Source organism: Acinetobacter sp. NyZ410 (genome assembly GCF_022828975.1).
In the GTDB taxonomy this organism is placed as follows: Bacteria; Pseudomonadota; Gammaproteobacteria; order Pseudomonadales; family Moraxellaceae; genus Acinetobacter; species Acinetobacter guillouiae.
This window is the reverse complement of record NZ_CP094620.1, coordinates 2130195-2156435: the sequence shown is the minus strand read 5'-3', so window position 1 is coordinate 2156435 and position 26241 is coordinate 2130195. Positions and strand designations below refer to the sequence as shown.

39 protein-coding genes are annotated in these 26241 nt (G+C 36.5%); 12 read left to right on the top strand and 27 right to left on the bottom strand.

What is annotated here, in order from left to right:
• Position 1: 1 nt before the first annotated feature.
• From MTO68_RS10055 to MTO68_RS09930, 26 genes are all read right to left on the bottom strand, one after another.
• Positions 2–1075 (bottom strand): major capsid protein, encoded by a 1074-nt coding sequence (locus tag MTO68_RS10055; protein ID WP_244015800.1) that lies wholly within the window; start codon positions 1073–1075, stop codon positions 2–4.
• Positions 1076–1077: 2 nt separating this feature from the next.
• The gene (locus MTO68_RS10050) at positions 1078–1464 is read right to left on the bottom strand and encodes a hypothetical protein (RefSeq protein ID WP_244015799.1); all 387 of its coding nucleotides are present in this window, start codon (positions 1462–1464) and stop codon (positions 1078–1080) included.
• Between the two features lie 14 nt (positions 1465–1478).
• The gene (locus MTO68_RS10045; protein ID WP_244015798.1) at positions 1479–2426 is read right to left on the bottom strand and encodes a hypothetical protein; all 948 of its coding nucleotides are present in this window, start codon (positions 2424–2426) and stop codon (positions 1479–1481) included.
• A 54-nt stretch (positions 2427–2480) separates the two neighbouring features.
• Complete coding sequence (locus tag MTO68_RS10040) at positions 2481–3740, bottom strand: phage minor head protein (protein ID WP_244015797.1); 1260 nt, start codon at positions 3738–3740, stop codon at positions 2481–2483.
• A 2-nt stretch (positions 3741–3742) separates the two neighbouring features.
• The gene (locus tag MTO68_RS10035) at positions 3743–5242 is read right to left on the bottom strand and encodes a DUF935 family protein (protein ID WP_244015796.1); all 1500 of its coding nucleotides are present in this window, start codon (positions 5240–5242) and stop codon (positions 3743–3745) included.
• Between the two features lies 1 nt (position 5243).
• The gene (terL, locus tag MTO68_RS10030; RefSeq protein WP_244015795.1) at positions 5244–6782 is read right to left on the bottom strand and encodes a phage terminase large subunit; all 1539 of its coding nucleotides are present in this window, start codon (positions 6780–6782) and stop codon (positions 5244–5246) included.
• A complete protein-coding gene (locus tag MTO68_RS10025) occupies positions 6783–7250 on the bottom strand; it encodes a DUF2280 domain-containing protein (protein ID WP_154130593.1) in 468 nt (155 codons plus the stop codon).
• A gap of 238 nt (positions 7251–7488) precedes the next feature.
• A complete protein-coding gene (locus MTO68_RS10020; protein WP_244015794.1) occupies positions 7489–8430 on the bottom strand; it encodes a Hint domain-containing protein in 942 nt (313 codons plus the stop codon).
• 23 nt (positions 8431–8453) lie between these two features.
• Entirely contained in the window at positions 8454–8969 is a 516-nt protein-coding gene (locus MTO68_RS10015) for a hypothetical protein (RefSeq protein WP_244015793.1), read from the bottom strand.
• 135 nt (positions 8970–9104) lie between these two features.
• Positions 9105–9746 (bottom strand): putative metallopeptidase, encoded by a 642-nt coding sequence (locus MTO68_RS10010; RefSeq protein ID WP_244015792.1) that lies wholly within the window; start codon positions 9744–9746, stop codon positions 9105–9107.
• 161 nt (positions 9747–9907) lie between these two features.
• Complete coding sequence (locus MTO68_RS10005; protein ID WP_244015791.1) at positions 9908–10297, bottom strand: hypothetical protein; 390 nt, start codon at positions 10295–10297, stop codon at positions 9908–9910.
• A 35-nt stretch (positions 10298–10332) separates the two neighbouring features.
• Positions 10333–11022 (bottom strand): hypothetical protein, encoded by a 690-nt coding sequence (locus MTO68_RS10000; RefSeq protein ID WP_244015790.1) that lies wholly within the window; start codon positions 11020–11022, stop codon positions 10333–10335.
• Between the two features lie 72 nt (positions 11023–11094).
• A complete protein-coding gene (locus MTO68_RS09995; protein WP_244015789.1) occupies positions 11095–11265 on the bottom strand; it encodes a hypothetical protein in 171 nt (56 codons plus the stop codon).
• Entirely contained in the window at positions 11265–11450 is a 186-nt protein-coding gene (locus tag MTO68_RS09990; RefSeq protein ID WP_244015788.1) for a hypothetical protein, read from the bottom strand. Before MTO68_RS09990 ends, MTO68_RS09995 begins: the two co-directional genes overlap by 1 nt.
• 64 nt (positions 11451–11514) lie before the next feature.
• Positions 11515–11886 (bottom strand): Gp49 family protein, encoded by a 372-nt coding sequence (locus MTO68_RS09985; protein WP_244015787.1) that lies wholly within the window; start codon positions 11884–11886, stop codon positions 11515–11517.
• A gap of 72 nt (positions 11887–11958) precedes the next feature.
• Positions 11959–12762, bottom strand: coding sequence for a hypothetical protein (locus MTO68_RS09980; protein ID WP_244015786.1), 804 nt, complete (start codon positions 12760–12762; stop codon positions 11959–11961).
• 103 nt (positions 12763–12865) lie between these two features.
• On the bottom strand, positions 12866–13039 hold the full coding sequence (locus tag MTO68_RS09975; RefSeq protein ID WP_234622618.1) for a hypothetical protein: 174 nt from the start codon (positions 13037–13039) through the stop codon (positions 12866–12868).
• A gap of 296 nt (positions 13040–13335) precedes the next feature.
• Positions 13336–13524 carry a hypothetical protein gene (locus MTO68_RS09970; protein ID WP_244015785.1) on the bottom strand — a complete coding sequence of 63 codons (189 nt, stop codon included), beginning with the start codon at positions 13522–13524 and terminating at the stop codon, positions 13336–13338.
• 181 nt (positions 13525–13705) lie between these two features.
• Entirely contained in the window at positions 13706–14125 is a 420-nt protein-coding gene (locus MTO68_RS09965; protein WP_244015784.1) for a hypothetical protein, read from the bottom strand.
• Between the two features lie 225 nt (positions 14126–14350).
• A complete protein-coding gene (locus tag MTO68_RS09960; RefSeq protein WP_244015783.1) occupies positions 14351–14857 on the bottom strand; it encodes a hypothetical protein in 507 nt (168 codons plus the stop codon).
• 2 nt (positions 14858–14859) lie between these two features.
• Positions 14860–15273, bottom strand: a complete 414-nt coding sequence (locus tag MTO68_RS09955; protein WP_244015782.1) for a DUF559 domain-containing protein — start codon at positions 15271–15273, stop codon at positions 14860–14862.
• Entirely contained in the window at positions 15274–16194 is a 921-nt protein-coding gene (locus tag MTO68_RS09950) for a helix-turn-helix domain-containing protein (RefSeq protein ID WP_244015781.1), read from the bottom strand.
• Positions 16191–16487: a hypothetical protein gene (locus MTO68_RS09945; protein ID WP_244015780.1), complete on the bottom strand. Its 297-nt coding sequence runs from the start codon at positions 16485–16487 to the stop codon at positions 16191–16193. The genes MTO68_RS09950 and MTO68_RS09945 overlap by 4 nt, the downstream gene beginning before the upstream one ends.
• The gene (locus MTO68_RS09940) at positions 16484–16729 is read right to left on the bottom strand and encodes a hypothetical protein (RefSeq protein WP_244015779.1); all 246 of its coding nucleotides are present in this window, start codon (positions 16727–16729) and stop codon (positions 16484–16486) included. The genes MTO68_RS09945 and MTO68_RS09940 overlap by 4 nt, the downstream gene beginning before the upstream one ends.
• Positions 16730–16896: 167 nt before the next feature.
• Positions 16897–17394: a phage regulatory CII family protein gene (locus MTO68_RS09935; RefSeq protein WP_244015778.1), complete on the bottom strand. Its 498-nt coding sequence runs from the start codon at positions 17392–17394 to the stop codon at positions 16897–16899.
• Between the two features lie 42 nt (positions 17395–17436).
• Positions 17437–17700 carry a helix-turn-helix domain-containing protein gene (locus MTO68_RS09930; protein WP_244015777.1) on the bottom strand — a complete coding sequence of 88 codons (264 nt, stop codon included), beginning with the start codon at positions 17698–17700 and terminating at the stop codon, positions 17437–17439.
• Positions 17701–17816: 116 nt separating this feature from the next.
• Here MTO68_RS09930 and MTO68_RS09925 point away from each other — a divergent pair, with 116 nt between their 5' ends.
• The 12 genes from MTO68_RS09925 to MTO68_RS09870 all read left to right on the top strand — a co-directional run bounded on the left by MTO68_RS09925 (position 17817) and on the right by MTO68_RS09870 (position 25621).
• Positions 17817–18584 carry a S24 family peptidase gene (locus MTO68_RS09925; protein ID WP_244015776.1) on the top strand — a complete coding sequence of 256 codons (768 nt, stop codon included), beginning with the start codon at positions 17817–17819 and terminating at the stop codon, positions 18582–18584.
• Between the two features lie 52 nt (positions 18585–18636).
• Entirely contained in the window at positions 18637–19635 is a 999-nt protein-coding gene (locus MTO68_RS09920) for a hypothetical protein (RefSeq protein ID WP_244015775.1), read from the top strand.
• Positions 19636–19661: 26 nt separating this feature from the next.
• Entirely contained in the window at positions 19662–20264 is a 603-nt protein-coding gene (locus MTO68_RS09915) for a hypothetical protein (RefSeq protein WP_244015774.1), read from the top strand.
• A gap of 199 nt (positions 20265–20463) precedes the next feature.
• Positions 20464–20931 (top strand): hypothetical protein, encoded by a 468-nt coding sequence (locus MTO68_RS09910; RefSeq protein ID WP_244015773.1) that lies wholly within the window; start codon positions 20464–20466, stop codon positions 20929–20931.
• Positions 20931–21239 (top strand): hypothetical protein, encoded by a 309-nt coding sequence (locus MTO68_RS09905; RefSeq protein WP_244015772.1) that lies wholly within the window; start codon positions 20931–20933, stop codon positions 21237–21239. Before MTO68_RS09910 ends, MTO68_RS09905 begins: the two co-directional genes overlap by 1 nt.
• A gap of 12 nt (positions 21240–21251) precedes the next feature.
• Entirely contained in the window at positions 21252–22370 is a 1119-nt protein-coding gene (locus tag MTO68_RS09900; protein WP_234623916.1) for an ATP-binding protein, read from the top strand.
• Positions 22367–23053, top strand: a complete 687-nt coding sequence (locus MTO68_RS09895) for a 3'-5' exonuclease (RefSeq protein WP_234623915.1) — start codon at positions 22367–22369, stop codon at positions 23051–23053. The genes MTO68_RS09900 and MTO68_RS09895 overlap by 4 nt, the downstream gene beginning before the upstream one ends.
• Entirely contained in the window at positions 23053–24141 is a 1089-nt protein-coding gene (locus MTO68_RS09890; protein WP_234623914.1) for a hypothetical protein, read from the top strand. Before MTO68_RS09895 ends, MTO68_RS09890 begins: the two co-directional genes overlap by 1 nt.
• A complete protein-coding gene (locus MTO68_RS09885) occupies positions 24138–24377 on the top strand; it encodes a hypothetical protein (protein ID WP_234623913.1) in 240 nt (79 codons plus the stop codon). Before MTO68_RS09890 ends, MTO68_RS09885 begins: the two co-directional genes overlap by 4 nt.
• Positions 24378–24380: 3 nt before the next feature.
• A complete protein-coding gene (locus tag MTO68_RS09880) occupies positions 24381–24980 on the top strand; it encodes an HNH endonuclease signature motif containing protein (RefSeq protein WP_234623912.1) in 600 nt (199 codons plus the stop codon).
• A complete protein-coding gene (locus MTO68_RS09875) occupies positions 24980–25258 on the top strand; it encodes a response regulator (RefSeq protein WP_234623911.1) in 279 nt (92 codons plus the stop codon). The genes MTO68_RS09880 and MTO68_RS09875 overlap by 1 nt, the downstream gene beginning before the upstream one ends.
• A 144-nt stretch (positions 25259–25402) precedes the next feature.
• Positions 25403–25621, top strand: coding sequence for a helix-turn-helix domain-containing protein (locus tag MTO68_RS09870; RefSeq protein ID WP_234623910.1), 219 nt, complete (start codon positions 25403–25405; stop codon positions 25619–25621).
• Here MTO68_RS09870 and MTO68_RS09865 read toward each other — a convergent pair.
• A complete protein-coding gene (locus MTO68_RS09865; protein ID WP_244015771.1) occupies positions 25618–26238 on the bottom strand; it encodes a hypothetical protein in 621 nt (206 codons plus the stop codon). The two genes, MTO68_RS09870 and MTO68_RS09865, sit on opposite strands and share 4 nt — an antisense overlap.
• Positions 26239–26241: the final 3 nt, after the last annotated feature.

Genomic DNA, 26241 nt, shown 5'->3' with positions numbered 1-26241 from the left:
CTTATACAAATCCATGACCACCCACCAAGCCATTTTTGTTGTTTGGCACGGCTAGAGGTGATGATTCAGCAAGAAGCTCAATGCTTGATGGATTCTTTTTCTGATCTTGTGTTAAGAAGAATTCAAGTGCTTGACCGAATGCCTCAAGATTTTGGATGGCGCAATGAGCAATCCATCCATTTGCATCATTGATCATTCCGAAGAAATCTTCAGGAATAAAACGACCTGCAGCACCATACATATTATGTTGAACGTCATAAGTCCAGATTTCAATATTGTCGACAGTTCCACGAAATTGAGGTTTATCTTTATGATCAAAAGAAGGTGTTAGCGGAACACTAATACCTGCAAATGGGGCAATAAATTTTTCCTTGAACTCAGGATCTTGTCGCATTGCATTAAAGACTTTAGAGCTCGTCACAATCATGTGAGGGGAACTACCACCATGCTCGATTGAAATATCAATCATGGCTTGCAGATCATCCATCACTTTGGCACCAACTTGTCCCCATTTAATCAATGGAGAAAAATTACAAGCAGGGTTACGGCGATAATCGACTTCATATTTTGGAAAATCCGCTGACGCAAATGTTGTTTTTCCATAGAGAAGAACATCACGCGCAATCAACAATTTACGATTTTCAATGGATTGACGTAAATAAATTGCTTTCTGAGCTTGATCAATAAGAAGAAGATCTGCATCACTTAAACGATTGGAACCTGTTGCAATGATCCCATGTTGACGCAATTGGTTGACTAAAGCTGAATCCTGAATTGTCGCAGGGGTTACCGTCATCATTGGTTTTAGATAAGCAGGTTTAACAAAATCTACTTGCGCTGTTTCAGCTACATCAATAGGTCGAGCACCTGTGCTTGGGGTTACAAACGGTGCTAGTGGGGTAGCTGTGTTTAGCTCACCTACTGGAACAACTGTCTTATTGTAGGCAACACGTTGAGGATAAAAGCGATCTATAATCCAAGTGTCCACTTTCTTCATCTTGTCAGTGATTAAAACCAATTGAGGAATATCAAGTAACTCAACAGGGGCATTTTGAAATGTAAAAGTTTGGCTCATTATTAATTCCCTACCACTTTTCGTAATTCAATTTTGTTTTTCAATGCTTGTGCTCGCACTGAGTCTATTTGTGCAGTGGTTAAAGAAACGCCATTAACCGTGACCACAGCCACATCAAATGGTCCTTGCACGTATAAAGGCATTTCAAGATTATTTGCTGCGTGGTATGTCGATTGATCTTGAGAAAAATCTTCAACCACAATCGCATCCCAGTCGCCTAACTTATCTCCCGTAAAAGTAGGATGAGTAACCATGTTATTTTCATCAACATGAACTAAGTCACCACGCTTATAGGCAATTCCTGAAGTTGGCTTCGCATTTTCTGTACGAACCCCATTACCGACAATGAGTTGACGGCTTTCGATTTTTTCTGTAATTGTCTTACCCATGATTAATCACCTTTTTATTTGGCTGCAGCAAATTTATTAAATGCATTATCAAGTGCTGAACCTTGTGCTTGCCCATTTCCACCCTGCCCACCATTCGCTTGATGACTGAATAAATGAGCAAATTGATTAGAAATATTATTTCCCTTTGATTGCTCTGTAGGTGGTTGTGTACCTGCTGAAAATTGTTTTAATTGCTGAGATAAGAAATTAAAAGATACGTCATCCATATCTGTATAGGACTTCTTTTCTTCAGCGCTAAATTGCTTGTTTAGAGATGTTTCCAAAGCTGCAATATCATCAGCACGTTTATCAACTTTGAACTTTTTAAGTTCATTTTGTGCCGCGTCGCGCTCTTCTTCAGCTTTCTTTTGAGCGGCTTTCGCCTGTTCGAGTTCAGTCACGTTAGTGTCCTCTTTGTTGAAAGTTTTTGATTTTGGGTTGTGGTTTGCTGCTACGGCGTTTGTATTATCATCAGCACCTAATGCACAAAACGATACTTCACGAATGCGACCACTACGAAAAACAGTAATTGGCCCTTGATGAATTTTTCCATTTACTGCGACCGATGCGCCTGCTTGAATCTCTTCTATTGCAGATGGCTCGATACGAACAGACATTTGCCATGGAAAACCATCATCTGAGTCTTGAGCAACCTGAGTACCAAACTCATTACTCATCAAATCACCAGTAACCTTTAATCCTGTTTGATGATCTATGGAATGTGTATTGATTGCGCCTGCTCTTTGACTGGATCGGTGTTCCAGTAATGCAGGTATTCGACCTTTTAACTGCATTGAATCAAGATCAAAGATGATTCGATCCCAAAACCAGTGGTCAGTAATAACTTCACCGCTATAAGCGACTCCTGAAAACGTTCTTTTCTTTTTGCCATCCTCAGCACTGTCAACACTCAGTTGCCCGAGCTGGAAACAATACTGATTAGGCTTTTCAACTTCTGGCATTTTCATGCTCCAATAAAAGACCACCTATTAAGGTGGTCTTGAATTTTCAATAATTTAAACACTGTATATTGTATTTCGGGCTATAAATAACCGAGTAGCTTTCTCTTCAGTGCGCTTGAGTATGATTGATTCACTGGTCACATCAACCACTTGTAGATTCAAATCAGGTGCTAACAGAGCACCATCTAATCCTTGAATTTTCGATAGATCAATTGCATGGCCTTTCATATCCAAAATTGTGATTGTTTTACCTGCATTTTCAGCTGTTTTAAACAAAGTAGGTGTTTGAATACCGATCACATTATCCTTCTGCAAATTGAATGAATCAAAACCTTTGATATTGTTTCCAGTGATCTTATTTTTAAGGTTCTTTGCAAATCCAAGCATTGATTGAAATGAATCATTCATCCAATCCCAAATAGATTTAGATTTTCTATCAGTGCCTTTCTTGGTTACAGCATCTTTCAATAGTTTGGTTAGATTCTCATCTTCAGCTGCAAGCTCCACAACAAAGCGCGGTGCAGATGGTGCTATATCTTTGCCACTATCAATCACTGTATCTAAAAAATCATCTAAGATTTTTCGGTTAGATTCCTCAAGTGGTTTAAATGAATCAACAATTGCTTTTTCAACATCTTGCTCAAGCAAAGCAGTATTCTTAATATCAAGAATTTCAGATGTGTATGGAAGATCTAAAAGATTGTCTGCTATTTTTTGATCAAGCACTTCATTTAAATTCGAGCCCCAAGTCGCAGGATTAAAACTCCAACCTAAATTGCGTGCAACTTCTGGTAGATCTTCATCTGAGGTAATACCGTATTTCTCTGCTTGCTTCTTAGTTAAAGCAATTACATGGCAACGACACATAAAATCCCACGGCGGGTAATACAGAGTCCAAAGTGGATCATCAATGTGCCTAATGATGTTGTTTAACTTAAGGTGAGTTGGTCTTACCCGGCTATCATTAATCGCAACATACATCAAATATGGTCGTGATTCCTTGTTAGCCTGTTGCTGTGTCCATCTCCCATGTGCATAGGCCATCTGCATGTTAGTACGATAGATATTTGCTAGATGATGATCTGAGAGATCAATGCCCTCCTTAGCTATAAGTTTCTTAAACTCATCAAAAGTTGAACCATCTTCAGTTGATTTATTTACCAGCTCCAAAACAGTCTTGATTTGATCGATAGAAGCCAATCGACTTACTGTAGCTGAGTAATGCCTTGTTTTAAGATCAAGCAAGTAAAACTCTTCAGGTAAAACGACATTGCGACTGCGCGCATACTTCAAGGCTTCTACATAATCAGTCATGTCTATTTTCCTTGCCTGGCATGTATATATCCCATCACATCAGACATAAATAATGCTCTCGACATCGTGAGTTCGAAATCTTCCACTGATGAACCTTTAGTTGCTGAATACAACTTAGATACCAAATCGTTTGTGTCCGCTGATTCAGATACGATTAATTCAAGTTCTGATTCAGATAAAAGAACCTTAGACTGATTTTTAGCAATATCTTCAAGCTCAATCTGCTCAGGCTTTAAGTTTTGACTATGAGCTTTAAAATTGAATGAATTTTTAGGGAGTGCATGAAATTGAGGAGTAGGCAAAGTGTTGGTTTCACTTGCAACAGCCACATCACCGTCAATCAGATCATATTCACGTTGGAAATACTGATTCGTTAAATTTGCCCCAGCATTTTTAAGTTTTACATCACGCTCAGCTTGATCTGCTTTTAATGATTTTTCATCACCAATCACTACCGTATGACGTTCCCATCCATTCAATGCACATAGTGCATCTATGATTGCTTGAATCGTCGATGTAATCATTCGAATGTCAGCATTGACTTTATTGTTTTGGACTTCTAAGTGAACCTCTCCTAGTGCTCTAGATCCTGCACCATCTGTACCACTCGTAAGAGTTTGTCCCAATACAACTTTTTGAATGCTTCTCTCAATCTTCTTATCAAATGATTCAAAGGCCGCAGATCCACCATTACCACTTGAAGCAGATGAAAGTAACTCAACTGATTCATTGTTGTTTATCGATAAAACAGAGCTTGCATGAGCATTTAATAATGCTGACATCATTTCTTTGACTTGTGCTGATTTACCCAATAGCAATGGATTACCAAAGCGCTCAACAAATTTAGCCCAAAACTTAGTCGTTCCATTTTTAAAAAACCACAACCAGTACAAACGACTGAAAAGTGCCTCACCTAACGGATTCTCATAAGTAGGCTTACATTGAGTTAAAAAATGTTTGAATTGTTGATTACACTCAATATCACGATTTTGATCATTAAAATTTTGCAATAGTAATAATCTTCCATCATTCTTAGGATCGAACCATTGCATAGGCTTTACGCCTATCCATTTCCATCCAACGAAAGGCGTAATCACATCACCTTCAACATGTAGCATATCCTTATCATATACAGCTTCAATTACCGAAAAACCGTACCACCGCGCATTCTGAGTGCCTAAAACTAACTCAGACCACCATCTGGTCAATTGTTGAATCAGAATTTTGGTTTGAATACCGTCTTTTACACCGCTTTCAGGGTCTAGTCTAAACGGCGAACTCTCAAGTTTATCCTGACGCTTTTCGACACACTGATAAATTTCATCATCGTACATCAACACAGATAAACGATGACGAGATACGCCAGCCTTTCTTAATACTTCATCAACATCTGGCATACGTGTTAAGAAGTTTAAAAATGCTGTTTCCGCTTGTTGAGTGTATAAATGCCCACCAACAGATAGAGGGCTATCTACTTCCTTTTTCTTACTTTTCTTAGCCATTTTAGCCTGCCATTGGAGGTTGATAATTCAGCATGACTGTTGCCTCTTCGACTGCATCGATTAAGGTATCAACTTGGTCATCATGATCGTGAGTCATCGCAGCATTGAATGCCTCACACTCTTCAGTGAAATCAGCAATCCATTTTGAGTTCATTGGTAGCATTACGAACCGGTCTTCTGGTTTATTTTCATAGTCATGTTCAAGTGGTACCTGTATATCCATAAAGCGAGTCAATTTATCCGTACCGCGCTGCACAGGTAATACTGGAACACCTGAATAAGTACCTAGATTTTGAATAAGTTGAGTTCCATGGGCTTTATCTTCGACCTTCATCCAGCGGATTGGTCTTAACTCATAGGTATAATCTTTGTGTTTATCGATAAACTTCTGCGCCTGACGGTTCATTTCAGGGGCTTCCCATTTACCACGTAAAAGATCTATCAAATAGAGCTTCCCATCAATCCCAAGCCCAACGAGTAGAAAGACGGTATAGTCGTTATGCTCTTTAGTTTTTTGAGCTGTATCGACATAGATTGCACGCCACTGTAACGGCGGTAATTCTTTGTAATAACCGAACCATTCTGCTTTGATTAAATCACCACCTAATTTCTTAGGTTGTTGCTGGTATTGACTGCCAAATGTATATCTAGAAACGATTGCACCATCTTTATCCTTGCCACCTTTCTCAAGTTGCAGTAAGGAATTTAATGATTCTTTTTGTGGCCAATAGCTTTGTCGGCCCTTTTCATCCCTTTCAACATTTCTAGGGACAAGCATTTGAATATGATTAGGCAGTGACTGAATGTATTCATCATCAATCAAAGCGGGAATCGAAACTTGAGCCCAATCCCCTGGTACATTTCCAGACATAACGAAATTTGTAGGATCTTCTGAATGAAGACGCTGCATGATCATAATGATTGGTGTTCCTGACTTTGCTTTTCGTGAATTGACGGTGTTAAGAATTTTTCGATTAGCCTTATCTCTTGCAGGCTTACTAAATGCGTCTTCAGGCTTTAACGGATCATCTAGAATGATGCAGCCAGTAAAACCATCATCAGCTAAGGTCCCAGCACGGCGACCCGTTACCTGACCACCCATTGAAGCAGCATAAATATGTCCTGCTTCATAACCATCTACAGTGGTTTTCCAGCTTGCCTTAGCATCTGTGCTTGTCGATATATTTGTCTTCCACATTTGCTGGAAATCATCTGATTTCACTATGTTTCGAGCTGTGGATGAAACATCCTCCACCAGCGACTGAGAATAAGATAAATACAAGAACCTTGAGCGTGGATTTAAACCAATACCCCGTGCAATTAGATTTGTAGTTAATTCGGTTTTACCAGCACCTGGTGGAACGTTAATAACAAGGTTTGCAATGTTACCCTTAACTACCTCATCTATAAGCCAAGCAACATATTCATGGTGCCAATTCACAATGAACTTAAACCCCATTCTTGGTTTGAAAAAACGGCGTGTGAAATACAAATGCTCTTGCTCGCACAAAGTCTTTTCTACATGTGTTTGCAGATTCATTTAATACTCCTCTTGTGCCCTCCTAACCGCTTCATTTACTTGTTCTTGGGTAGCTTGCACTAGAGAGGTTTGAAGTGGCTCACCTCCCTTACCAGTGATTTCTTGACGATTGGTATATTTACCACCCACATCTTCTGCAGCTTGTTTAAGAATATTTAAAGCAGCTACTCGATTCTTTGAGTGCTTTTGGTATTGATTCTCTAATCGTTGAAGTCGCACTGCTAAATTTGCTATAGGAATACTTTCAGGTTTACCTAAAAACATTTCACGCGTCTTTTCAAAATCTTTTTTTAATTCTTCACTCAGATTCTCGCCAGCCCGTTTTGTTGGGTCATATTTTTCACATTGCTGTTTAGTAACAACTACCCCGTATTCTTGGTTGACGAGCTCTACTGTTTCAGTTGGTGTGTTAAATACGGCAAGTGAACGAACTATAAAAAGTTTTACCTCTTTTTTTAGTGCCGCCATAACCTTTATCCTGTCAACCTACGTCAACCAAAATAGATAAAAAAAATCCCCTATTAAGGGGGTGCTTGATAAATAATAGACCTCTTACAAAAGTCAAAAAATGATCAGGCGTCAATGTTGATTTTATTAAGTTTCATCAATTCTAAAGCTATCATTTATCCAATATTTCATTACGGCAGGAAACAATTTCTGAAAGTTTTCAACAGTTAGACTTTTCGAAAAATGTTTCCTATCCTCCTCAGTTGTGCACCCAAATTCCCGCATCACCGACAAAGTAAGTATGAGTGTCCTCAACTTCAATATTATAAACCGTCATGGTGAGAGGGCCTTCACCTTCACTCCATTCTACTGTATCTGGGTCGCGCCAATGACCCTGTCTAAATCCATAAAATTCAGCATCTTCTCGATGTTCTTCTGGAGTCTGATCAATTAAACGTTGTTCCCATTCATGATCATTTATCCAGAGTTTATCAATTATTGGTCTATAGGCTGGGTCACTGTAGTCTCTCTCACCTGTGATTAAATCAATAAAGCGTCCTCCTGATTGCCCAGTCTCATCACTATAGTCAACAATATAACCAAAACCGGCTTTATTCGTTTTTAGTAACGGAGTTATGCCTTTATATTTACCATCATAACCGCCTCCACCATAGCTAATAAATTTGTTACCATCTTTAATCACCATAGGATCTTGAGGAGTTAAATTTTCTGCTGGTAACCAGCCTTGATTAATTGTCCAAAATGGGTGACAAGCTGTAACAAATAATGAAGATGGTATTGCCTGTTGATCTAGAGTTCTTCTTAATTTAAAACGCTCTTTAATCGGTAGCTTCGGATCAACGTAGTGATCAAACTCCATAAGGAATATTGGAACATTATCTGTAGTCGTGGTTTTACGAATTCGTTTATAAACAAGTTCACCACTACCATCTGCAGCCTTAGATAAAACTTTATCTCCAACCTTAAGTTGTTCAATAGCGATAAGCCCTTGCTCAGTATGTACCATAGTGCCCGCAGCAAAACAGGTATGTGATTTATTATTGTCCCCAACGTTACTATCCTTGATTGGTACTACCCCCCTGTCAGTTTGAACCAATCTACCTCCATTAAAAGAGGTTTGGTCAGGTATTATCGAAGCTTGTACTTTCTGATAATTGATTGTTAATTTATTTTTTTTCATCTCTAACAATACCTATTTAAACATTAGAACAATCCAAAAAAACGCTTTTTAGGTTTAATCAACTCTTCTATGACGATTGTAATAATCAGGGTGTTTTCATTTTCAATTCTTGCACCTTTAAAATACTGGTAAAAAGTTTTACTTGGATCAACCATATTAAATTTTACATTGGTATCAGTAAACTTCATTAATTCTTCAGCTAAGGTTTTCATTAATAAATCATCATTGGGAAGAAAACCAAGCTTTTCATTAATCTTATCGATTGCGTAATAAGAGTCAGAGCCCCTTTGCATTGTTTCAACTGCATCTGGAGTCACAGCAAAAAGTTGGTGATTAGCAAAATCAGTACCGCACAATTGATGTAAGAATTCTTTTAGTTCAATCAACTGTTGGTCACTAAGTTGTTCTAAACGTGAGGTTTTCAGGAAGTGAGAATGTGAGGTTATTTTCCCAGTATAATTTATCCAGTTATCAAATACTTGAGCTTTAATCGTCCCAGCTAAAGAAAGATATTCACAACTTTCAACATCATATTTCATTAATAAATCCAAAGATCTTTTAAAGGCGATTATTTAATAAATGCTTTACAAATACAATCTCATTTTTTCTATATAAATCAAACTCAAATGATTTTAAGTCCAGAAGTTCAAAAATTAGAAATTAATTTGAATATTTCATTTAATCAAACATGTTCCACAGCACTTGGAAATATTTAAATCTGATACAAACGGCGGGTTATTAGCGACTTCTACCATTCGCTTGACGTTTTCGCTTGCTCCCCAGCGTTTGACAACGCCTATAAACTCTTCTACATCATGGCCAGCTAAATAATGCTTAGGTAAGCCTGTATGATCGCTGTAAAGGATTTCCCCATCCTCATCACGCTCTACACCGATATGGTAAAGCTCATGCTCAATCAAAGCACAAAATTCACGGTCGTTCGCACGTTCACAAAAACTGGCATCGACAGTTATTAAATAAATAGGAACAAATCCAAACCAGTCGCGCATTTGCTGCTCTTGCCGAGCTTTGCGCCATCCCCCCTGGTTAAACATCACCTTTTCACACTGGCCTAACACCATCCGTTTTTTAGCTACGGCGGCAGATGACGCCCAAGCGAAAGCTAAAAAGGTTTCATCGTCGTGTAATAGCTCTGCTATGTGGTCATGGTCGGGATTATGAAGTGTACCGCCAAGCATAAGAAAGTTGTTTACCACCCATTCTTTTAGATCCACGGCAGGTGCCAAGCGAATCGCTTCTTCTTCCTCAGCTTGATCAATAAAATCAGTCGGTGGAAATGGTCTGATCTGTTCCATACATCACCCATAAAAAAACCCACAATCTTGGGGAAGCCTGTGGGTATAAAATTATATAGGCAATTGGGGAATTACCTATACCAAGTATGTTACTAGGAATTAAACGCACTTAAAATAGCAAATTAAATCATGTAATAAAATTTAACAAAGGATATAAAATATTAATCAAATTTATTACTGATAAATTTTATAACGTAACCAGATAGGATTTGATCAGGATGAAAGCGCTCAATCTTATAGCCCATATCTTCAGCCAAATCATATTTGTTAAATGAATTTGCTATCTTCTTACCGCCACGACCCATTGCCCAAGGGCTACCAACTATTTCAATGAGTAAATTCAGTTTCACAATATAAAAATCAAACCGCCAATTCCGAGTTGATTCGAACTGAAATTTACGGCGATAACCAATTAAGTACTCTTCTAGTTCCTGAAATAGAGTTTCTTCAGCTTCTAAATACTTTTGAGTTGCCTTAGGTAAAGGTCTTGTTCTAAGTTTTGTTTTAAGTGGCTTCTTTTTAGTAAGGTTGGTGTATTGGTTAATTTCCATAAATAAGACCCAATAAAAAACCTCCCGGAGGAGGCTTATTTTAAATGACCATCTGTATAATATTTTTCCACCCTAGCCCTTATTTCAGGATCTACATCTTGATCTAGATAAAAACAATTTCTATATTTTTCATGAAGGTAATGTATGAATTTCTGTTTATCTGGAACTGTAAGAGTAAGCATAATTTGTGCAGCAGCAGTCACTAGATTATTAGATTGCTTCATTAATATAATTTGCATCTCATCTTTAACACCCATAATGCCTCTAGTAAATGACTGTTTACCTGTATGCACAAAAGAGTTTAACTGCTTAAGATGGTATTTTTTAAAGTCGCACAAATGATCTATAACTGGCTTTGCAGGTAAATTTGCTTTACTCAATTTATCTAACATTTCAGTAAGCCCAGGACAAGTATCACTTATAAACTGCTCTTCGAATGTGTTGCTAAAGTTCAACTTTGAAACTTGGTTTTCTGATGCTAAGAAAAATAACCAATAAGCACGAACAACAGATTCAAACTGAGCCCTAAGCAGAACCATAGCTTGAATAGGTAAATTAAATGCTAAAAGATTATTTACCCCAATCCCATGGTCAAAAGAAATATAAATACACTGTTCTACCAATTCCAATCTTGGCCCACAATCTACTACATCGCTGCAAATAATTTCTTCTTTGAGTTCACTAATCATTTCTAGCGATGATTCAAAAAGTTTTATTTTATCCATTTAAGTTTTATAAGAATAATGACTTGTCTATATTAATATATTTTTCAGCCATATATCCACACATTCGACCTCTTACATTCTTAGACTTTCCTCTAGATTGCGTATGCATTCATTAATCGGCTTCACTCTCAACTCACACTGATTCTTAAACGCCCAAGTGGAATTGAGATGATTAAGTGAGAGTAAGCGTGCTTTATCTTCTTCGAGTAGTTTGAGGTTCTTTTGTGCTTCGACTCGATTCATCACAACCGACCTTGACGTTTATACTTACGTCTTTTGGCTTGAGATACCTTGTTGGGTTTTGATTTAGTTTCTTGGCTTGGTGAACGAAGAAAGACTGGTGAATAACTTGTCAAACCTGAATATGTAGCACTCATGCCTAAACTACTAGCAGCCAATCCAATCAATGAAGCAATTTTTGAACGCATGACTTTCTCCAAGACAAAATAAAACCCCTTTCGGGGCAAAGTAAACGTAGCTAAAGGTTCTGAATTATTTATTTAATTCAGCCTGATACAGCTTTTCTTTAAGAAGATAGCCTTCCAGTTGCCAAATCTTGTTACGGGAATTTTCGTACGCAATCTTTTTGCCAATTTCAGGATCAAAGTTTTCAGGACTTGCACATGCAGACTCACCAGTAACTGTGAAACCATTCTTTAAAATCAAAACACAGAAAGTTAATGTTTCAAGTTGCTTATGCATCCCAATCAAGGCTGTCGTATTTGGATCAGCACCCCATTGTGCATTTGCAGCTGTAAAGAAATATTTATCAACAATCACACTATCAATAAGATCAGGCGTTAATCGTGGTGCGTTCAGACCTTTGTCTTGAATTTCTTGTTCAATTTGCTTTTCGTTTGGCATCTTTACTTTCCTCTAGGCATTAAAAAACCCCTCGGAAGGGGTTGATATTCAAAATTAATATTAAACTTAACTTTATTTCAGTTTATATAAATCCGATTTGACACACTCAATTCCGTCTAAATCAACAAGTTTTAAGACTTTTTCTACTAGATCATGAAACAAAGGACTTGCTGTAGGCGAAATATAGATTTTTTTAACCAATTGAATGACATTAATATCTAAGCAAAATCCATCTTCATTTATTCTTTTCAGATTTTCTTTAGAGGGTATTTTGTGATTTGGCCAACTTAAACATTTTAGTCCATCATTTAAAACAAATAAGGCTCTGAATTCATTTTCATGTGCAAAACTTTCTCGCTTTTCAAACATTGGTTTTAACCAATTTTTTGGACTAGGTTGAGAGGAATGATTTATGTAATCCACTTTTTGTAAATACAAACAGCCAGTTTCTACTTCTTCATTATTTTCGTCCAATGTTACTGCTAAATCATTTACGGTACTACAAATAGCAATACAGTCTGAAGTAGCACCATACAATTTCCACATAGCCGCTGATTCAGAAACACCCAAATACCAACAACTTGCATATGAGTTCAAAGGGATTAACTCTAAACCATTAAAATGACTCGAGACTAAAGATTTATGTTCATCATCTCGAAGGTTTAAATCGGTTTTAATTTCTAGGTAATCTTTTTCCACTCCTGCTTTATAGGCATCCCTAATGTATCCTTCATAGGGGTCTTCAAATAAATCAATTCGTCTAAAGTAAAGTCTTTGATTAATAATTAAATCTAAAAATTTAGTAAAATCCATGTATCGCCAAATTTTAGTATTGTTATCTAGCTTGTGATTTTGTAATTCAGGTATAACTTTCATGCTAACTTCTACATTTTCTATGTAGATTAATTATACATAAATCCCGAAATTAAAAGATAAAATTGGGAGTATTCAATAAAAAGACGCCTAAGCGCCCTTTATTTCAACCCTGCCTTGCCAGCTTCTCAGCCTCAACAAACGCATCATGAAAACTTACTTTATCTGAAAACCAAAACTTATATGTCTTTTCACCAATTACGATTGACTGTTGAAAGTAATCGTTCGGGCTTTTCTCTACAACTTGACCGTTCTGTTCGCCACCGATGCAAATGTTCATGTGTTTTCCTATTTATCGGTGGGAGTTTAACATTAATGTTTTTATTGATTCGTCTAAAATATAAATTAAAGGAAATGTATTCCTATCGCAAAAGCTAGCAATATCAAGGATAAAAACAAATATGTATTAATACAATTAAAACTTTTGATGAAATTCCACATAAAACACCCCAAAAAACTTGGCGCATTTTACATAAAACCAACTATAATGCAAACCAATTCTTACTATACGTGGCAAAAAAAGCCCACTTAAAGTGAGCTTTTAAATAGTAATCACTTATGTGATAACTAGTTGGGTTATCCATACATGGATTTGTATTCTTCATCCATCAAAACCGAAACAAAATCATCATTAACTACAACCCATCTATTGACTGGAACTAGAAGCATTTTGCCTTCTTGTAATGTAATAATGAAGTGTTCTGGATAATCAACACTCATTGCTAGATCAATACCCAATGTCATTGCAGCATTTAGAATATTCATGTTCTGTCTAACAAAAAAGGATTTCATTATCTCACCAAAAAAATACCCACTAGAGATGGACTTAGTGGGTTTGAAAATCAACTTTTAAACTGTGTGGATTACCATAACTTCGTCCACTATAGCTGAAATATGCCATATACATTGATCAAGGTCAAGCCAATAAAAACAAAACCAAAATCAATTATTTCATTTTGATTGATTCAGCTATTTGTACAGCGGATAGAGCAGAACCGAAGAAAACAAATACTAAAACACCTATTGTTAATGTGATGATAAAGCAGTATTCAATTGCTATTTTTCGATCTATATCCCATATATCCATTACCATTATTTTATCTGATGTTTTTACTACAGTTGGTAGTTTTGATTTTATGTAATTTTGGAATGCTCCAACAAAATCTTTGTAACTACAAACTATCCATAATGCGAATAGTGCCCATAAGAAAGATGTAAAGCCATAAAATACAAAAGTTCTAAATTCTATTGGTAATTGTACAGCTCTATATAAAACTAACAGTGAAATTCCACCAAACAAAATTTGGGAAAGTACTGTTGTCATAAATTTATTAAAAGCATCTCGACCTTCTCCTAAAATAAACATAAAACCTCCAAAATAGTTATAAATTTCAATATTTTAAAAAATGTAATACTTGCAAGTATTTTTATAAGTTATTTTAATTTTTATAGTTTTTCAATTGATTAGCACCCCCTTTGAATAACAAAAACAATCAAAAATACAACTGAAAAACAATAATATTTTTGCTTTAATCATAAGATAAGGCGCCTATTTTTCGAAATCGGCGCTTTTTATTTTTACAAATCTTTTTTATTTTTTTCTAAATTTTATAAAAACATATCTGCTGTGCAACACAGCTAAACCACATCTAACATCAAATTTTGCATCAACACCCGTTCTTTTTTCAGTTACCATCTCTGACCAGGAGCAACTATAAAAATATCTACTGATCACGGCATCCATCCAATCATCCAATATTTCAGATTGCCCTTGTAGGTCTAAAATTAAACGTTGTACGGCTCTTGCTTCATTGTCATTGATTTCGCAAGTAAGGCGTGTTTTTCTAGGTTTTGGCTGTTCAAAATCATCTAACATGTAACCAGCAATAATTTTTAATTTTTGCTCTGCATTTAACTTTTTATATTTCTTTACCTTTACAGCATTATCCATTGCCACAGCGATCGGATTTACACTTTTTCCTGATTGAGATGTATTGATATATAACCAAGCACCAAACTGGTATAACCAGCCTTCTAAGTCAAAACGGGACCAATCAACTGCCTGTAAAATATGTTGTGATGCAACTACAGTACCCATCGTTATAAATCCCCTACCATTGCTTCTATCTGTTGAACCGCTAAACCTGATTTCACTTGCTCTGTACTAAACCGTAATACCTGGTATCCCATTACCACAGCAGCATTGTATTTCTCCATGTCACCGATATAACCTTTTCCTCGTGTATGACGCCCACCGCTCCATACACCGCCTTCAACCTCAACCAATATCTTCTTGCCCACAATGTGAAAATCAGCACGCCACTTACGTTTAGGATGGAATTTATATTCTTGCTCAAAACCAATTTTCAAAACTCGTAATTGGTTGGCCAATGTTGATTCACCGATACTTTCACCTTGATGAGTTTTAACTCGAGTACTGCGCTTCGAGTTAGATTTCTTCTTGGTTCTACCACCGCAAAGTTTTTGGTATTCAGCGATTGAGATACTTTCCACCTACGCAGCACCTCTGCCCTTAGGTTTAAATCCAACTGCCTGCAGATGTGATTTCCAGTTTTGGAGTTCATTTGGATCTGAGAGTTTTGCAGCAATGCGGCTTGCTAGTTTTTCAAAGGATTCACCAGGCATACTGAATTTATCGATGACATCAGGAAGTTGAGCAAGTTTGTTTGCAAACACGTAAATCTGTTGAGGTGATGAGAAAAATACTAAATCAGATTCACCGCTTGATTTGCCATTTTGCGCTTTGTCGTATTTGTGACGGTTTTTCAAAAGAGTGTCAGCAAAGTGGTAAATCAAAAGATCATCACAAAGATTATTTCCAGCATTGAAAAGTTCGAATGCTTTTTTCTCGCGTTCAAACCAACTTGCTTCGATAATCGACTTTGGCACTACCGTGGGATCGGCTTGATCTAATTCAGAACGAAGTTTTTTCAAACAAAGCCAGTCTTTTTTATTTTTAGATTCTAATGAGAGATTCCTTGGGAGGTTCTGTGTCCCAAAATTGGTACTGGTCTCGGTACCAATATCGGTACTGGTTCCAGTTCCATTATTGGTACTAGTACCGTTTTTGGAACCAGTGCCTAAATCAACACCAGTGTCATTTTTGGTACTAGTCCCCTTTTTGGTATTGGTATCTGAACTATCTTCACGTCCAAATACACCAATTAATTGATAGACTTTTACGCCATTCCCTTTAATTTCACCTGTAAATTTAATCAACTTTTTAAGCTCAAGTTCGTCTAAAACTTTGATAATCGTTTTTCGATTTAAAGTGGTGTCTTTCTCTAACCGTTTTAAACTTGGAAAGCACTTATGGTCGTCACCAGCTCGATCAGCAAGTGATAGAAGTACTAGCTTTTGACTAGCACCATCTACAGTTGTTTTCCAAGCCCATACAGTTGCGTCAAGGCTCATAATTCACCGACCTTAGGCTTTACGTACCCACCAAATGAAATGACCTGTTCAGCTTTGATCAAGCTCGTAATAACCTGATGCGCTAACCAAATCGTGATCTTGAATCGATAAGCCATCTTTTGGGCCAATTCTTCCTTGGTTACAGCTGCATTCTCTTCGTTGTAACCACGCATTCTTAAATTTCCTTTTTTGATGTCATGAATGTGGTCCAACAAAAGCAAAGTTGGTTCATAAAATGATTGGATTTCCTGTGTCTGCTTATGCTCAGGTTTAATTTGAAAATGGCTATTCATGGAACCTCCGCAATCGATTGCTCGATTTCATCTAAACGGCGTTTATGAAATAGCTCTGGCAAAGTGGCTGTACGTATATCAGCTTCCTTTACCAACTTACCGCTTTCTAACCAGTAATGATTGTTCGGTTGATACGCTTCTACCGTTTGTAAGTCTTTTATTTTGATGTGATTCAAATACACAACCACATCGCCATTCATGTATTTGCCTGGCTCTTTTTCTTGTGCTAGATTGATGTCCATTCGATACTCCGAAAAGTCGTTTAGGGTGTATTGGGTACGCGGTGAATTACGGGAAGCCTGATCTGATACATCAGGCTTCTTCTTTAAAATGAGTGAAATTTGTGCTAAATTTGAACTCATATTCATTCCACCTCGTTATGGATATAGGAAAGCCTGGGATATGAGCCTCAGGCTTTTTCTTTTTCAGGGCCTGATGTATATCTTTTCATTTGTTTTAAAGCTGCTTGGTCTACAGCTGTAGCCAATTCAATTAAATGCAATGTCAATTGATGGATCTCTTCATATTCTTGTGGTGTTACTACACCATCCTCATACGCTTCATATACAGCTTTGTTAGTCTTTCCTGACTTAATGTTGTGCTGCATCATTGCTTCAAAGATTGACAATTCGTGGTGTTTACTGCGGTCACATGTCACAGGAACTAATGCAAAGCCAAGTTCATGAGCCCAAATTTTTAAAAGCGCTGGGTTTTGGGTGTAATAAAGAATTGCTTCTAACTTTTTAATACTGGGTAAATGGTTGGGCATATTGATATTTGCGTAATTGCAAATAGTGTTGTGCGAATCACCCAATACCTGCGAAATATCTTTGGGCGTGAAGCCTGGTGTATTGCTTATCATTTGCCAGATTGCGTTTTGAGCTTCTCGGCTTAAATTGATTTCCATATGTGAATCCTTTTATTTCTTCACGTTTATTAATTTTTCTGCCTAAGAGATACTTAATAAAGGGGTTGGATTTTGATGTCTGATGTAATTGAAGTCAGCATCTGGGCAAAGCAGATCACAACTAACCAACCCATTGCTCTCTTTATCAATCTTGATCGCAAGTGATGCGCTGCATTTGCTGTTGCCGTACATGATTTGGTTTAAGTAACCCACCGTTGTTGAGCACTGCTTGGCAAAAGCATCTTTTCCCTGAGGAGTAAGATTTGCTAAAAAAGATTTGAGTTGATGTGTGTTTCTAGAAGACATCTGGATCTCCTTTTTGGTTATATTTAGTAAATACTAATTTCAATCATTAAATATGTCAACACATATTTAGCAAATGCGAATTTACTTTTTACTAAAAACTATATGAAATATTACCCATGGATATAACTGCTTTAAGACGCACAAATTTGCGCACAGCTATCAATGCTGTTCTTGCCTCGAAGGGGTTTAAGTCAGATGTTGCTTTTTGCGAACACTATGACTTAAATCCTAGCCACATCTCTCAACTATTAAATGGGCATGGTAGTTTTGGTGAAAGAGCTGCTCGAAATTTAGAGCGCAAGGTTGGCTGGGAGGAGGGTTTGCTGGATAGAGATCAAGCTAAAGCTGAAAGCTCAGCACATTTCAAAAAGCTAGATATCGAAGCGTTCAAAAAGCAATACAACATCCCCGATAGTGAAGATGCTGTTTTATTCTCCAATGTTATTGAAAAGCCTTTAGTTATAAGAAAAAGATGGGTTCCAGTTAAAGCCTATAGCAAGATGGGTATGGACGGTTTTTTCACAGATATGGGATATGATGGCAATGGTGGGGATGGTTATGTTCCAACCCACTCTGCTGGCGAGAAGGCCTACGGTATTAAAGGTACTGGTGATTCAATGTATCCAGCGATCCGCAATGGCTGGTACGTTGTATGTGATCCAGATGCCGAGCTAACACCGACTGAATTTGTTCAAGTTTGCTTAAAAGATGGGCGTTGTACGATTAAAGAATTCATTGGAATAAACAACAATGTTCTTAATTTACTTGCAGTCAACGGCGGCGACAGGTTGACTTTTGACATGGATGAAGTTGAAAGCATCACAGCTATCACTGATATTGTCCCACCAAGTCAACACAAACAAGAACATCCAGACGCTAATTAACATAAACTGCGAACCCGAAGCAGTCTCTATAATAGATCGGGAGGGGGAAAATATGGCTGTTAATATTAGATTTGATTATTATCATTTGCGAGCCGATAAATCGCGACTACGCAGAAAAGATAATGCTCAGTATTTTTTTGGAGAAATTTCAATTTTAGATTTTTGCCAAAAACTCGAATCATATTTAACGCTCAATAAAAAAGACTTTAATATTCATGGAAAAATAATTAAAGAATTTAATAGTGGTAAAAAGTGGATAAAATGGGTTTCAATTGACAAAATTAAAGATGGTTATAAACTTTTATTTACTTTTAATGATTTAGAAGTTGATCCTCGAATACTTGAAAATGCGAAAAATAATGTTTTAACTCAAAAAATTCCAAAAGAACATGGTCTTAGAACACTATTACATGTAATTATAAAAACGAATCCCGTATCAAAAACAGAATCTAATTTATGTGTTCAAGCAGTTGCGGGAATGAGCTTTAAATTTCTACCTGCTCTAATAACTGAACTATTTAATCTAATCTATCCTGATAATTTTTGGTCTGCGAAAGATCCAATGAGTCAAGAAAATATTAAGTGTAAACCTCAAGTCGATATTTCGGCTGTAACTACTAGTAGCATCATTGAGGCGGTAAATCGTGGTCTTCTTCAGAGTATTACTCTAGTTGAGGAAACAAAAGTTACTCAATCCTTTGATCAAAATAGTGTATTAAAAAAACAGACTAAGAGCGTTGGGATAACTGTTGAGGATAACCACTCATTTTTAAGTAAGCTCACTCCTATAACTTTTAAAAAATGGTTAGATCAGACAAAGAATAACTATAAAAAAGAATTTAGTTCGTCACCAAAAACCTATCTTATGATCAAAAATCTTCATAATGATAGTGAAACTAAGTATGAGTTTATTGATGATGTAACATTAGGATTAACCAAAAGAGCTTATCTTAATTGGGCAGATCGTGATATAAATACGATCAATGGATTGGAATCTGAGCAACCAAATTCAATCAGACAATGCTTCGCAATTATGCAGTCTAATTTTTGAAGTGTGTTAAATTTTAAGGAGGTCTTATGTTAAATCAAGCGATTAGAGTGTTTGATTTTCTTAAGATAAAATATCCTGATAACTCTCATTTGAAGGCAATATTATATTTACCTCTAGGATTAGCATTGGTGTTTAGCATTCTTTCAACATGGGGTGCTTTTAATCTAAAGAACGGTAATTATTTTACAAATGAACGTTTTGGAGATTTATTTACATTGTTAGCAATATTGCCGGGGTTTTATATTGCTTCATTGTCTGCAATTGCTGCAATTAATAAAAGAGCAATTGATCGAATCATTAATGAGAAAAACGCCCCATATATCTTAAAGATAGAGCCAGACCGTTCAGAAAATTTTAAACAAAAATTAACTAGACGTGTTTTTCTTACAATGCTTTTTGCTTACCTAGCAAGTATAAGTTTATTGCTAGCTTTAACCTTGGCTCTTTTAAGATTTTTATTTTTCTTAAATCAAGATGTTGGTCTGATAGAGTTTGTATGTTCAGATACGTTAGCGATATGCATTTATTTCCTTGTTAGTTTTATACCCTTATTTTTTATTTTCCAAATTTTAATTCTCACTTTAATTGGTGTTAATTATCTAGGATACAAAGGACTGGTTGATAACTAGGCATTTCAATGTTGTAAAACCCACCTTGTGTGGGTTTTCTTTTGGCTTTTAAAACATAAAAATAAATTTATTTGCTAAGTATTTAGTAAATACTATTGACATTATAATTAGTAAATACTAAATTAAATATCACCAGACAATAAAAAAGCACATTGGACCTCTAAATCAAATGTGCTTTTACTCAATGAGTGAGATTAGTATGAACACAAATCCAAATTCTATCAACCCTGCTGTTACACATCGTGTACAGCCATCCAGCTTTATTAAAGTAGCAGCAATTAGTGGTTTATTCACTGTTGGCGTTATAGGTCTTGCATACGACCAAAAAGCCACTGAATACAAACCTGCAGTAGTTATTCCAAACACTGCCCCTTCTTCATATAGCATCCAAGCTTTAAAGGTCATTTCTGATTCATCTGGCCTGGCCGTTATAAAACTTGATAGCTTCTTACTTAAAGTTAGCTTTGATTTTGAAACTCATCCCGATAACTACGGAGTTCCTGGTTCCGAATTTACTGCAGTTGATATCACCAACTTAGCAATTGATGAGATCCACGACATTAACGGCAAGGAATATAACGACTTCACTGATTACAACGATCACCGAATGATTAATCAAATTATTGTCGGATATATAGAACGTAATAAATTAGTGGAGGCAATCTAATGAATACATCTACTCCAAAAAAATCAGAATTCATAAGCGATGAAAACGGCGAGTTCCGCATGCGTATTTATTCATCTGAATATATACAGAAAAATGGCGAAATTTACCGGGTTAGTAAATCAGGCTATTTGTTTCTTATTGAATTCGCAGAGCACTTAGAGAAACCTTGGATTCTTATAAATTTCGAACGTGAACGCAAATTCCAAAAACTTAAAGCTAAAGCTGAATTATTCAACAAACCTTGCTTTAAGCGCACTCCATATTCCGCAAATCAACGCATTGCTCACAACAATGCTAAATATAATTAAGGGGTTAATACCATGGCTCTAAATATTATTACACCAGCTCAACCTATAGTAGTTAATGCAATTAAGGTTTACTTCTATGGTGACCCTGGTATGTACAAAACAACACTGGGTATGACTGCAAATAAACCTTTAGTTATTGATGCAGATAAAGGTGCTTATCGTACTGGTGCAAATCGTCGCGGTGATGTTGTTGTTGCTGAAAGCTGGATGGATATTGCAAATATTACTGAGGCAGATTTGGCACCATACAATACAGTGGTATTTGACACCATAGGTCGTGTGCTTGATTTAATTAAATCACACCTTGCTAACAATAATAAAAATACTAAGAGTGACGGTTCGTTAAAGCTAAATGTTCAAGGTGTAGCTAATAATATGTTCAGCTTGTTTGTAAATAAGCTGATTGGTTATGGCAAAGATGTAGTTTTTATTGCACATGCAACTGAGGATAAAAACGACACTTTAACTCTTGTACGTCCCGATTTAGGTGGTAAGAACCGTCAGGAAATTTATCGCCTTGCTGATGCTATGGCTTACTTGGCAGAGGAAACAGATAGCCGTGGTAATTCCAATAGAGTTCTTAAGTTCAAAGGTGGTGAAGGCTTTCATACAAAGGATTCAGGAAATTTGGGGAATGTGATTGTTCCTGATTTACGTAAACCTGAAAATTCTCAATTTATGGCTAATCTTATTCAAGCGACCAAAGATCATCTAAATACCTTAACACCTGAACAACAACAAACCATGAAGCTTCAAATGGAATGGGAGCAATGGCAGAAATCTTGTAGCGAGGCTCAGTACCCTTCTGAATTTAATGTTCTATTAGAGGGTTTGGACCAGCAACACCCATTCTTTAAAGATATGTGGGAATGTATGAAGCATTTTGCGTATCAAATAGGCCTAACCTATAACAAAGAAAAGAAAAAATGGCTGGAGTTGGAAGTTTTACCTTCAATCATTTCAGATGCACAGCGCGATGAGCTTCAAACATTTATATCTGAACGTGGTTTAGATATTAAAGATATCTGTGAGCATTTTGGCTTAGATGCACTCACCCAAATTGAAGCAAGCAAACTGGAAGCCGTTAAAGCTGAAATCGATCAAATGGCTAAAACGAGTATGTCTGCATGAGCGCATTAATTTTAGATACTGAAACCAATAGCTTAAATGGCTATCCAATTGAAATTGCACATATCTCCTGTTCTTTTGAACAAGGGATATTGCGGATCGATGGTAATTCGGCCTTTGATGAGTATTTTTCTTGCCCTGAGCCTATCGAATTAGGTTCCATGGCCACTCACCATATTTTGGAAACTGATATCACAGGCAAACCAAGTTATGAAGTATTTCGCTTACCAGAGAATACAGAGTACTTGATTGGCCACAATATTGATTACGACATTCAAGCAATCAAGCTTTGTGATCCATCAATTAGTGTTAAGGGTATTTGTACATTGGCTTTGGCTCGAATGGTTTGGGATGAATTAGAAACTCATAACCTTACAGCAATGTATTACCACGTTATGAGTGCTGATTTAGAAAAAGCTCGTAAGCATTTACGTAATGCGCATAACGCTCGCTGGGATATTTATTTCACTGGTGTGGTTCTACAAGCAATCGTCGAAAAGCTTGCAATTAAAGACATGAATTCACTTTATCAAATGTCTGAAATTGCCCGCATTCCTAAGCGTATTAACTTTGGTAAACACAGAGGTGAGCTCATCGATGAGTTACCAGATTCATATATTGATTGGCTACTCAAACAACCCGAACTGGATCCATATTTTATCAAAGCTTTAAAAGGACAAAAATAATGCATACTTTTAATGGTGTTGAAGCAATATCTGCATTGCAATCAGGAAAAAAAGTTTTATGTCGCCATATTGGTGGATTGCTAGATTTTGATGAGCTAAATCAATTCCCTGCTACAGTGTTTTTTACAAATGATCATGAATTCTGTATTAAACGAGAACATCTAACTTTAGCAGATATTCAATTTACTAAACCTGTTCAACCGCATGATTTAGAAACTGGCCAAGAAATTTTTATTGTGATGCCTACCTGTATTCTCCGTACTAAGTATGATCATGAACATGGTGATATTTGTCTAAGCATAGCTAATGGCTTCGCTCAGCTTGACGAAGAAAATGCGAAATTACAGCTGCAGGCGTTTGGTAAGACTTTTGGCAATATGATCACAGAAATTGAAGTCAAAGACGGTTTTAGTGAAAAGCCAAAAAAAGCTAGAAACACCAAGAAGAATGTTGAGCAAGAATCGCCACAAATAGTGGAGACAAAGCCTGTTATATCTATAGAAACCGAATTGCAGCTTTACCTAGATGGCTTGCGTGCCTGCTCTACTGCTGCTGAGGTTGAAAGCACTTTATTGAATGTTGATAAGGTGGATTTTTCAGCAGAACAAATTCTTGAAATTACGATGACCAAAGAAAGCAAATTAGCTGAATTTAGCCAACCTACCACAATCGTGTCTCAGGAAAATTTGACCACCTCAGAAGACTCATTAATTACAGATGTTAGTTCGCCTGTATTGCATCCCTATCAATCTGTTCTTGATGAGTTATTAGAGCGATTAAAGATAGTCAAAACTCCTAAGGAAGCCAACGCCCTTTATAAATATACCTTGCACTGGACTGAGGAAGAGCGCAAGCCAGCTATGGATGCTATTCACAAACGTTTAGCTGAATTCAACCCACCAGAAAAATCACAATCATCATTAATGGTAAGGATTGAAGAAGCCAAAACTTTAATTGACCTTTCCAAACTTGAAGAAGAAATAAACGAATGTGATCCGCTAATTCAGGAACGTTTAACAAGCTATGTAAGTCAACGGCGATCAGATTTGACAATGGCAAGCGATACACCGTGGGAGATACAACAATGAATACACCTATAGATTTAAATTCTATTTTATTTGCACAACTTGATCGTTTAAGTAATCCAGATCTTAAAGGCGATGACCTACAAGCGGAAATCCAAAAAGCCGGTGCAGTTGAAAAAATCAGTAAACAGGTTATTGAGAACAATAATATGCGCTTAAGTGCTGCCAAGCTTGTTGCTGAACATAAGGGATTGAAAAATGTCGATCCAATTGAAGTTCCTCAAAATCTGATTGGGTGATTTATGTCAAAAGGTATTGCGGTTAAATATACCCAAGCTCAATTGGATTTTATTAAATCAAATTCCATCTTGGGGCGAAAAGAGTTAACTGAGAAGACTAATGCCCTATTCGGTACATCTTTCAGTGTTGAACAAATCAAATCCCTTTGTAAGAGAAAAAAATGGAGCACAGGTAGAACCGGTTGCTTCGAGAAAGGCTCTAAACCGTGGAATACTGGTACCAAGGGCCTAACCAGCGCAAACAAAACTAGTTTTAAAAAAGGCCGTCCCACTTGGAATGCTAAGCCCATCGGCTATGAAAGAATTTGCTCTAAAGATGGTTATGTCCTGGTTAAAACATCTGAGCCAAGCGTGTTTGAATTAAAACATAGAATAGTTTGGGAAAAGGAAAAAGGCCTTATTCCTGAAGGCTATGTTGTGGCCTTTAAGAACCAGGATAAAACAGATTGTCGAATTGAAAATTTGATTCTAATGAGCAAGGCTGAAATGGTTAGATATAGTCAAAGCTATCATGAATTGGCTACACCAGATAGCAATGAATCCTGCCTATTACTGGCTAAGATCAAAAACTTGAAACATCAATTACATAAGCAGGTGGACTGATGAATCAAACAGTAGTGAAGACGAAAAACCTACTTGCTTTCAAAATTTGGTTGGAAAAGCTTGGCTATGAAGTTAAAAATCTCAAATTTAAAGGTTTCACGGCCCGCACTAGCGATCGTGGAATCAAAAAGAAACATCACTATGTATTGGTAACAGATGCCCTAAATGGGAACACTGCTGCTTTCGAATTAGGTAAGGAATTCGAGGAGCATTTAGCTTCACCCGATTACATAACAGCAGAGGTAAATCCTAATGGAAATATTTCTCTTGTTGCTTGAAATCATGATTTATACGAACAGTTTAGTAATTATTAAATTTGAAATGTGGAGTTGGTGGGATGAATTCAGCTGCAGAATTAAAAAGACATAATGAATCACAGGCATTTGCACAAGCCAAAAGAACGGATAGTTGAGGAGAATAGTATGGGAGCAATTAAACTAAAGCCTGAAGAAAAATTAGCCCAACTCATTAATTCAGGCGCTAGTCTTGTAAGCACCACGGATGCAGCAACTATACTTGGTTATAAGCCAAACACTCTTAGAGTCTGGGCAAGCCAAGGTAAAGGTGATTTAAAACCTGTAATGACAGGAAATGGCGCTAAGTGGCGATTGACAGATATTCGAAATTTGGTAGGGGCTTAAAGCCCCTTTTTTATATTTATTTTATTAATTATTTTCGAAACCTCACCCACATTGATTATATGAAACATTGAAACTAAAGATGTAATTGATGCTAACGAGAAAATTACGGTGATTAATATGTATGAACTTATAAAATTTAAATCACTTTTTCCTGTTGAAAATGTCTCTAGGTACCAGCTGTAAGTTTGTATAAGATAAACTGCAATACACCCAAAGATCATATACAGAACACCCCAAAAAGCTCCCTTTTTAAATAATACTTTTTCTGTATATTTACAGCTAATAACATTATCATTTACCTCAAAATACCTTGAAGTCCTTTTTAGTTTTGAAACTAAATAAAAGTATTCAGACGCATATTTTGTTGTCAAACTATCAGTAATTTCTAGTGGTAGATCTACACCATCGTTAAAAGATAACATTGCAGTTTTTTTAAGTAATTCGTTAGTTTTTATACTTGGTGGGATATTTATAAAATTTCTATAATATGCTTCAATTTCTAAATATTTCTTTCCTGTATCTTTTTTAGAATTTGTTGATAAAAAATAAGATAAATACGTATATAAAGCAGCAAATATACCTGGGCAGAGTAAAACTTGAAGTGCGACATAAACCACCTA